Source organism: Terrabacter sp. RAF57 (assembly GCF_052113925.1).
In the GTDB taxonomy this organism is placed as follows: domain Bacteria; phylum Actinomycetota; class Actinomycetes; order Actinomycetales; family Dermatophilaceae; genus Terrabacter.
Genome location: NZ_JBFRDT010000043.1, coordinates 1 through 7,985, shown reverse-complemented (window position 1 = coordinate 7,985; position 7,985 = coordinate 1). Strand labels below are relative to the sequence as shown.

Here is a 7,985-nt window from a genome sequence, read left to right as displayed (position 1 = left end):
AGCGACTTCTTCGCTGCTCTCTCAAGCGGGCTCACGCCCACCAGTGTGTCGGTCATCATCCGACCCTTCCCGCTGAACCAGTCAGCGCGTTGGGCCAGTTACACCGTTACTCGGACAGTCTCCCGACCGGCGGAGACGCCCGTCGGGGGCTGCTCTGTGCTGGTGGGCGGTACTGGGTTTGAACCAGTGACCTCTTCTGTGTCAACGTGAAAGCCCGGGCGGACGAGCAGGTCGCTTGTGCTGCTCTGAGTCCACGTGCGTCCTTGTCTGTGGCGCCATTTCCACCGCGGTTGTCACTCACTTAGTCACTCACCCGAGTGCCTCGGCTGCAAGCCTCAGTATCACGTGTGTCGAGGTCGCGCCCTCCCCCAGATTAGTGATCGTCCGGATCTGGCTCCCCTCTGTGTCAAGACGCGGCGGGGAGCGCGGTTCTAGGGTGGGTGGTGGCGGGTCCGGGAAGTGGCTTGTCCGAAGAGCTGGTGTGGGGTTGTGAGCCGGCCGCGCTGGAGTCAGAGTCGTCACCCTGTTGCCCTCCCGGGCCCGTCGTCATCTGCCGTGCGGCGTCGGCGAGCATGGTGCGGAACACGATGTCGGACAGTCTGCGTTTGAGCAGACGCATGGCCTCGTTGGAGGTCTTGCCGCGGGCTTTGGTGCGGTCGAAGAAGGCGTGTCCTTCAGTGGGGTTGCGCAGCTGCGCGGTGGCCATGATGTTCAGCACCCGGTTGATCTGACGGTTCCCGCCCCGGGACAGCGATGCCGCACGTGGTCCCCGGACGAGGCGTCGATCGGCGCGGTCCCGGTCCATGAGGCGAAGTGGTTGTTGTCCGGGAACCGGGGTGATGTCCCTGACCTCCACGAGCAGACGCGCCGGCCCGGAGGGGCCGATGCCGTGCAGCCCGGTCAGGGTCGTGCCGGTCGCAGCGAGCAGCTGAGACAGCTCCTTGTTCGCCGCCTTCTTCCGCGCCTAGATCCGCTCAAGATCGGCGACCAGCTCGGCCGCGACCCGGCGCCGGGCCTTGCCCGCGACGTCCCGAGGGCGCACCGTCGCGAGCAGCTTCTTCGCCTGCGCGGCGGACAGGTCCTTCTTCGCGCCGCCCGGGATCAGCTCCAGCAGAAGGTGATGCAGCTGCGAGACCATCCGGGTGTGGTCCTCACCCAGGCGCGGCGCCGATCGGCCAGCACCCGCAGCACGGCCAGCTGCTCGTCGTCGACGACCGGGCGCAGCCCGGCCATCCGGACCCCGACCAGGGCGATGGAGTGCGCGTCCGTGGCGTCGGTCTTGCGGCCCTGACCGGTGGCGAACATCCGTACCCGCGGATAGCCGCGGTGGCACGTCGATGACCTGCTCACCGTCAGCGAGCAGCCGGATCGCGACATGCCGCCCGATGCCGTTGCAGCCCTCGACGGCCCACACCCGCTCAGGGAACGCGCGCGCCACCTCGAGCATGTCCGCGTAGCCGGCCCGGTCAGTGTCGAAGCGCCCATCGGGGGAACGACTCATCGGGGCCCATCACCTCGATCGTGACCGAGCGCTTGTGCGGGTCCATCCCGATCACCACACGAGCTGCTCATTGCTCCTCCATCGTGCGCTGCCTCGAACCGGACTGGTCGTCGAGCTGGGAGGCAACGCTGCTTAGAGCTTGGGCAGACCCCTCTTGAGCCTCTCCCGGCCCTGGCGACGTCCGGGCTGCGCAGGCTAGATGAGAGCCACACCAAGGTGGTGAGCAGCCGAAATGAGAGCGACAGCCTGGACGCCTGAACCGAGCCTTGCCAGGCACCGATCCTTCGTCAATGAAACAAGCAGCCGGATAGCGGACGTTCGGTTGGATCATGTCGGGCCACGCCGTTGACCGGTCGTGCGGTTAAGCGCTCCTTGGTCCCCGCGTGGCAAGACCTCACGTCGGCGTGCGGCCATCGGCTGCTAGGTCACGATTGCCGCACGGTACTGCCTTGGTCTGCACACTTGATCGGCCGGCAGTCCTATCTTGACCGACAGGGACAGGGACAGGGACAGGGGGATGCGATGGGACGGAGTCAGACCGCCGTCGATCAAGTGCTGCGAGGTGGCCTCATCGTGATCGGAGTGGGAGTCGCCGGCTACCTCGCGATGCTGGTCCTGCTGTCCTTCACGATGCAGGAGCCGTATCCGTTTCTGGACGTCGCCAACAAGAGCGGTCGCCCGCTGCTCATCGAGCAGGCCGACGTCGTGAGCTCTCCGGGGTGGCGGTCGAGCAGGCTCGTGTGGGGCAACTCGGGGATCTGGCCGGCGGCCACCAAAGGTGCGTGCGAACAGGACCGACTGGTGGCTCGCGACCTGACGGGCACCGTGGTGGCGCGCCGCACGGGTGCCTGCAGATCGGACATGTGGACCATCACAACCGAGGGCTTGTCGGCAGCACCCCGCTACCCGCGGCTGCCCGTACCGCCCGGCCACGTGGAGGTCCGGCTCGTCCTGGATTCCTCCGGGACGGAGGACTCGGTGGTCGCCTGGTGGCGCGCGCTGCCCCAAACCCTCGAGCGCGCCGCGGCAGCGGGCGCGGCCGTGGGAGTGACCGTACACGGTCCGTTCCTCGAGAACGAGGACCTGGCGATGTACGTCCGAGGCCCAGACGCCGCCACGGTCCGGGATTTCACCCGTACCCAAGTGCTGCGGCCCTCACCCGGCCGGGTGTACGCGTACGTCGGCGCCCCAGGTCAACTTGCACCGCGCACCGGGGCGGAGATCCTCGTGCCGACGGTCGCGCCGAGCGTCACCACTCGCTGAACGTGGCGGACGGGCTGTCGCGCGCAACGTCCGACCTTGCCGCTCGGAGGACGGGACGCCCGACATTGCCGCTGCCCGTGAGACCGCCTGTGGCGATCCGATCCGTGACAATGCACCCATGGGAACGGTCCTGCTAGACCAAGTGATCGAGACGGACTACGGCCAGTTCGACCTCGGCTGGGATGTGCCGTTCGGCTTCGACGGCAACTTCGACCGGTTCTTCGCGGGCCAGCTCAACGGCCTGGTTGGCGCGGCCGACTCCAACGGCGTCTACCTCAACCTCGCTCGGTGTTCCGGGGGATCGAGGGTGCGGATCGAGCTCCTTGAGCACGCCGCCGGTTCTGCCTCTGAAACCTGGGAGGACATCGTGGAGGTGTCTGTAGTGGTTCCGGAGGGGTCACACCCTCGGTGGGCCTCGTGGGCCGGCGAGAACTGGGAGCCCTTGCCCATTCCCGCCGGACGGTACCGCCTGCGCGTGAGCGCCCGTGGCCGGGACGCAGGCAGTGATGGAGAGTTCGAAGAGGGCGTCGTTGACACCTATCTGCTCGAGTTCTGGCCGGCCGCGGTCGAGCCAGATGCGGTCCTTCGAGTTGGTGGTCAAGACGCCGCCTACTGGCACGACGAGGTGGGCGGGCGTCGCTGATATCCGACCATCAGCGTGAGACGTTTACCGGATTTGCCGCGTTCAGACCGGGAGTCCGACCAGCCCGCACTTCGTGTCATCGACGTCCACCAGAGTCGGCTTTGCGGACTCGCTCCTGACCTTCATCAAGCACCCGATCGGGTCCCTTCGCCACTCACCACTGGTGATCAGGTGACGATGACGCTGGCCACCATTACGAGGGCGAAGCCGAACACCGAGATGACGGTCTCCATCACCGACCAGGACTTGATCGTCTCGCCCACGGTCAGTCCGAAGTACTCCTTGACGAGCCAGAACCCCGCGTCGTTGACGTGGGAGAAGAACAGCGAGCCGCAGCCGATCGCGAGCACGAGCAGCGCGAGGTGGTTGGCTGACAGGGTCGGCGCGAGCGGCGCCACGATACCGGCGGCGGTGATGGTGGCGACCGTAGCCGACCCGGTTCCAAGCCGAATGAGCACCGCGACGAGCCAGCCGAGCAGCAAAACCGAGATGCTGACGCCCGTCGCCCAGTCCTTGATGACATTGCCGACCCCCGCGTCGATGAGCGTCTGCTTGAAACCACCGCCGGCGGCGACGATGAGGATGATGCTCGCGACCGCTGGCAGGGCGGACCCGACCGACTCGCTGACCTGGGTCTTGTTCAGGCCCGATCCGAGCCCCAGCGCGATGTAGCAGTAGAGCACCGCGATGAGCAGGGCGACGATGGGGGTGCCAATGAAGTCCATGACCGTGCGGACCCCGGCCTTCTCGTCGGTGACGGCCAGTTTGGTGATCGCGTCGATCAGCATGAGGACGACCGGCAGGGTGATGCCGATGATGGCCGTCGCGAAGCCGACGCGCTTGCGTCCGGGCGCCAATGGTTCGTCGAAGGTGCCCAACCTGCTCGTGGTCTTGGCGCCGGCACTGGGCTCAGCGGTTCGAGGGCCTACCGGGTCGACGCGACCATCGTCACCGCGAAGACCACCAACGGCGTCCCCGCGGATCTCGGTCCGGGCTCCAGCTGGCACCGTGGTGCGGGTCCGCGTCGCTGTGCCACCGGAGGTCGAGCCAAGCAGCACCAGGTCGTCAGCGGACTTCGGGACCCATCGATCGACGTAACGCGCGAGCAGCGGTCCGGCGACGGCGACCGTCGGGATGGCGATGATGATGCCGAAGATCAGGGTCCGGCCGAGGTCAGCGTCGAGAAGGCCGATCGCGGTGAGAGGACCGGGATGTGGCGGTACCAGCCCATGCAGCACCGACAGTCCCGCTAGCGCAGGGATGCCGACCTTCATCAGCGACAACCCGGTGCGTTGGGCCACAAGGACCACTACCGGGACGAGCAGCACCACGCCGACCTCGAAGAACAACGGCAACCCGAGGATGGCCGCGATGGCCGCCATGACCCACGGCAGCCGACCTGGTCCGACTCGGCCCACCATCGTCCCGACGATCCGGTTTGCGCCGCCTGAGTCCTCGAGCAGCTTGCCGACCATCGCCCCGAGCGCGATAAGGATGCCGACCGCCCCGGCGGTCGTGCCGAACCCAGCCACGAAGCTCTTGACCGTGTCACCAGGCGGCATGGTCGCCACCGCACCCAGCACAGCCGAGCCAAGCATCAAGGACAGGAACGGGTGGACCTTGGCCCACGTGATGAGCACGACGACCGCGAGGATGCCGAGGATGCACGCCGCGACGAGTTGGGCGTTCCCGGCGTACACCGCGGGTGCGTCGGCGGTCGGCAGTCCGCCCGGAAAGGTGGTGGACACGGTTATGGGAAGAGCGATCAGGGTCATCAGGCGTGCTCCTTGCGGTGGCCGAGGGCGGCGAGCGCGCGGTCAAGGACTTGGGCGGCACTCCCCTCATTGGTGATGGTCACGCCAGGCTCGTCCGCTCCGAGCGGCTCGAGCGTGGCCAACTGGCTGGGCAGCAATGACGGTGGCATGTAGTGGCCCGGACGGTGCTCCATCCGGTCGCGGATGACATCGGACTCAGCCGTGACGTGCAGGAAGCGCACGTGTGGCCTGCCCTCGCACAGCAGATCGCGGTACACACGGCGCAATGCCGAACAGGTCACCACCGCAGACTCGCCGCGGCCCTCCTTATCCGAGATCCACGCCCCGATCGCCTCCAGCCACGGCCAGCGGTCCTCGTCCGTAAGCGGTGTACCGCTGCGCATCTTCTCGACGTTGGCCTCGGGATGAAAGGCGTCACCCTCGGCGAACTCCCACCCGAGCACCGTCGCCAGACCTTTCGCGACCGTCGTCTTTCCGCTCCCAGACACTCCCATGACGACCACCACGTCGGGGTCGGGACCGCTTGCGCTGTCCAGCATTCTCCGAACGTAGCGCGCGTTGCCGTCCCGGATGGGCGTTGGGCAGCCGGCATTCAGCAGGAGGCGTCAGCCACTCGGAGACGGGGATCGCGGGGGATCATCAGTCGGCGGCATCTACCGGCTCAAGCAGCTGACCGGCGCTAGCCTCGCCGCCTGCCTCTGATTCGGCATCCGCGTCGTCGGCATTCGCTATGACCTCGACGCGCCGACACCGCGGGGCACGACGCATCGCGACCGGGGCTGACTCAAGGGCTCGAGGTCAGTGAGATCCCGTTCGATGTGGTCGCGGAACTCCCGCCTTGAATCCGTCGAGGAAAGTCGGCCGGTGACCAAGGAAGCCTCGATCCTGCCGAGATGGCGTTGCTGACCGCCGACCCTCCGCCCCGGCCGCCTGGGCGCGACCCGACGGTCATCCGGGCGCCGGGTCCGTGCCGTGGACCAGCAAGGCTACGGTCTTGTCCCCCCATCCCTTCCGAGGGTGGCCCAGGCGGAGGAGCTGAGCGAGGTAGGCCCCGAGGGCCAGGTCGGCCAGGGCTTCGCCGTCGGTGTCGGCGCGGACGCGTCCGGCCTCGATGTCCGCATCGATCTCGCCCTGCAGTGCTTCGAGGTGCCGTACGAGGTGGGCGCGCAGGGCTGCGCTGAAGGCTGGGTCGGAGTCGGCGAGGACCGCCGCTACGGCCCCCCGGCCGAGCTGTTTGTCGACGAGGTCGAGCGCCTGCTCGAGCAGCCACCGCAGCTTGTCCCCGAGGGGCGCCTCCCGCGCCGGGAAGGGCTCCTCGACGAGCAGCCCGAGGGCTGCGGCCAGGAGCGCCCCGCGGTCGCGGTAGCGCCGGTAGACGGTGGTGCGAGCCACCCCGGCCCTGATCGCCACCGCGTCGATGTGGACACCGCCGGGCCCCTGCTCGCGCAGCAGCTCGAGCGCCGCGCCGGCGATCCGGTCATCGGCCCGCGGGTCACGGGGTCGTCCTCGCGCAGGGGTCATGTCACTCCGTTCGGGAACAAAGACGCGTCGAATAACGCTACACACACTGTAGCGATAATCATGAGGTACGACCTCACACGGAAGGAGCCATCATGACCCCCGGCGAAGTCCTCGTCCCAGGCGCCATCGCGATCGTTTTCGTGGTCGCCTGGTTCGTCGTCGGCGTCATCGACGCCACCCGACCCGACAGCGACACACCCCAGAAGGAGCGGGTCCCGCACCCAGTGCGCGAGACCACCCACGCCCACCGAGGCTGATCCACCGGGGCCCCAGGCGTTGCCGGCAGCCTCCATCGCCTTGTTCTGGCGCCGGCAGCGTAGCCGCGCCACGGCACCACACCACACCACCACACAACAGCACCACGACAGGCGGACGACCCGGTCCGTCGAAGAAGGAGGGCGACGACATGGTCGTCTACAACGAACTGGTGGCCGTCACCGCCGGAGCCGGACTCATCGGCTTCGCCTGGTTCCTGGTCCATCTCATCCGCCGCAGGCACATCGACAGCGAGGGCTGGGCCGGCTTCTTCGGCGTCACCGGCCTGCTGCTGCTAGTTCTCGGGCTGCACACCACCGTGACGTGGCCGTTCGGTGGAGACGGCTTCGAGTACGCCAACATCGCCTTCGGCCAGCCCGCGGCCGGCTTCGGAGCGCTGCTGCTCTTTGCAGCGGTCTACCTCTGGCGTCACCGCGCGCTCTTCGCGGCTGACGACGCCGATGCCGACACGGCCAACGAAGCGGTCCTGCGATCGCTCAGACCGGTCTCGATCTTCGTGGGCGCGCTCGGCCTGGCGATGGGCGTGCTCGCCATCACCTTCGTGCGCTTCCAGCTCGGGGCCGCCCCGCCCGAGGAGCCGATCAGCGGACGGTTCGGTCACCTGCCACTGCTCGAGGCACTCTTCCTTGGCGGCCTGTGGGGCATCGTCGCGGTCGGCGCCCTGCTGTTCGCGGTCGCGCAACTGACCGACCGTGCATCGTTGCTGCTGTGGGCTGCCCGCGCCTGGGTCGTCGGCGGTGTGGTGTTCCTCCTCTTCGGCGCGATGAACTTCTACACGCACATCGGCATGTACTACAACATCGCACACGGCACCTCACACCTGTGGTGAACCGGGGACTGCTGACGCTCTGGTTGACACCTGACCTGTGGCGACAGAGGCCGCCGCTGGAAGGATGTACACAGGCCGCCGCTGGAAGGATGTACACCATGCCTGCAGCCCACCCCAAGGAGTTCCGCGACGACGTGATCGCCGTCGCCCGGCGCGGCGAGGCCCCGCTCGGCCAGG

11 protein-coding genes and 1 pseudogene are annotated in these 7,985 nt (G+C 67.8%); 5 read left to right on the top strand and 7 right to left on the bottom strand.

All coding sequences use genetic code 11. From position 1 onward, the window contains the following. Window positions 1–406: 406 nt before the first annotated feature. The 4 genes and pseudogenes from AB4Y83_RS22465 to AB4Y83_RS22450 all read right to left on the bottom strand — a co-directional run bounded on the left by AB4Y83_RS22465 (window position 407) and on the right by AB4Y83_RS22450 (window position 1,305). Complete coding sequence (locus AB4Y83_RS22465) at window positions 407–718, bottom strand: hypothetical protein (protein ID WP_442298247.1); 312 nt, start codon at window positions 716–718, stop codon at window positions 407–409. Continuing rightward, a pseudogene (locus AB4Y83_RS22460) lies at window positions 712–798 on the bottom strand (hypothetical protein); the annotation flags it as partial. The pseudogene AB4Y83_RS22460 and the gene AB4Y83_RS22465, both read right to left, overlap by 7 nt. 166 nt (window positions 799–964) lie before the next feature. Then, window positions 965–1,138, bottom strand: a complete 174-nt coding sequence (locus AB4Y83_RS22455) for a hypothetical protein (RefSeq protein ID WP_442298246.1) — start codon at window positions 1,136–1,138, stop codon at window positions 965–967. Beyond that, on the bottom strand, window positions 1,102–1,305 hold the full coding sequence (locus AB4Y83_RS22450) for a hypothetical protein (RefSeq protein ID WP_442298245.1): 204 nt from the start codon (window positions 1,303–1,305) through the stop codon (window positions 1,102–1,104). The genes AB4Y83_RS22455 and AB4Y83_RS22450 overlap by 37 nt, the downstream gene beginning before the upstream one ends. 718 nt (window positions 1,306–2,023) lie before the next feature. On the opposite strand from AB4Y83_RS22450, the gene AB4Y83_RS22445 reads away from it, so the two are divergent. After that, entirely contained in the window at window positions 2,024–2,764 is a 741-nt protein-coding gene (locus AB4Y83_RS22445; protein ID WP_442277039.1) for a hypothetical protein, read from the top strand. 118 nt (window positions 2,765–2,882) lie between these two features. Next, window positions 2,883–3,407, top strand: a complete 525-nt coding sequence (locus AB4Y83_RS22440; protein ID WP_442298244.1) for a hypothetical protein — start codon at window positions 2,883–2,885, stop codon at window positions 3,405–3,407. Window positions 3,408–3,574: 167 nt separating this feature from the next. On the opposite strand, the gene AB4Y83_RS22435 is transcribed toward AB4Y83_RS22440, so the two are convergent. From AB4Y83_RS22435 to AB4Y83_RS22425, 3 genes are all read right to left on the bottom strand, one after another. Further along, on the bottom strand, window positions 3,575–5,182 hold the full coding sequence (locus AB4Y83_RS22435) for a GntP family permease (protein ID WP_442298243.1): 1,608 nt from the start codon (window positions 5,180–5,182) through the stop codon (window positions 3,575–3,577). Further along, window positions 5,182–5,721 (bottom strand): gluconokinase, encoded by a 540-nt coding sequence (locus AB4Y83_RS22430; RefSeq protein WP_442298242.1) that lies wholly within the window; start codon window positions 5,719–5,721, stop codon window positions 5,182–5,184. Before AB4Y83_RS22430 ends, AB4Y83_RS22435 begins: the two co-directional genes overlap by 1 nt. A 409-nt stretch (window positions 5,722–6,130) precedes the next feature. After that, complete coding sequence (locus AB4Y83_RS22425; RefSeq protein WP_442277035.1) at window positions 6,131–6,703, bottom strand: TetR/AcrR family transcriptional regulator; 573 nt, start codon at window positions 6,701–6,703, stop codon at window positions 6,131–6,133. 92 nt (window positions 6,704–6,795) lie between these two features. Here AB4Y83_RS22425 and AB4Y83_RS22420 point away from each other — a divergent pair, with 92 nt between their 5' ends. The 3 genes from AB4Y83_RS22420 to AB4Y83_RS22410 form a co-directional block, all read left to right on the top strand. Then, complete coding sequence (locus AB4Y83_RS22420; protein ID WP_442277034.1) at window positions 6,796–6,960, top strand: hypothetical protein; 165 nt, start codon at window positions 6,796–6,798, stop codon at window positions 6,958–6,960. Window positions 6,961–7,109: 149 nt separating this feature from the next. After that, window positions 7,110–7,808 (top strand): DUF981 family protein, encoded by a 699-nt coding sequence (locus AB4Y83_RS22415; RefSeq protein ID WP_442277033.1) that lies wholly within the window; start codon window positions 7,110–7,112, stop codon window positions 7,806–7,808. Further along, the coding region (locus AB4Y83_RS22410) for a hypothetical protein (protein ID WP_442298241.1) at window positions 7,805–7,985 on the top strand (181 nt) is incomplete at its 3' end. The genes AB4Y83_RS22415 and AB4Y83_RS22410, both read left to right, overlap by 4 nt.

Coding starts and splice junctions, on each gene's coding strand:
- AB4Y83_RS22455 (WP_442298246.1), bottom strand. CDS start 1,138: ATGGTCTCGCAGCTGCATCACCTTCTGCTGGAGCTGATCCCGGGCGGC.
- AB4Y83_RS22450 (WP_442298245.1), bottom strand. CDS start 1,305: ATGTTCGCCACCGGTCAGGGCCGCAAGACCGACGCCACGGACGCGCAC.
- AB4Y83_RS22445 (WP_442277039.1), top strand. CDS start 2,024: ATGGGACGGAGTCAGACCGCCGTCGATCAAGTGCTGCGAGGTGGCCTC.
- AB4Y83_RS22440 (WP_442298244.1), top strand. CDS start 2,883: ATGGGAACGGTCCTGCTAGACCAAGTGATCGAGACGGACTACGGCCAG.
- AB4Y83_RS22435 (WP_442298243.1), bottom strand. CDS start 5,182: ATGACCCTGATCGCTCTTCCCATAACCGTGTCCACCACCTTTCCGGGC.
- AB4Y83_RS22430 (WP_442298242.1), bottom strand. CDS start 5,721: ATGCTGGACAGCGCAAGCGGTCCCGACCCCGACGTGGTGGTCGTCATG.
- AB4Y83_RS22425 (WP_442277035.1), bottom strand. CDS start 6,703: ATGACCCCTGCGCGAGGACGACCCCGTGACCCGCGGGCCGATGACCGG.
- AB4Y83_RS22420 (WP_442277034.1), top strand. CDS start 6,796: ATGACCCCCGGCGAAGTCCTCGTCCCAGGCGCCATCGCGATCGTTTTC.
- AB4Y83_RS22415 (WP_442277033.1), top strand. CDS start 7,110: ATGGTCGTCTACAACGAACTGGTGGCCGTCACCGCCGGAGCCGGACTC.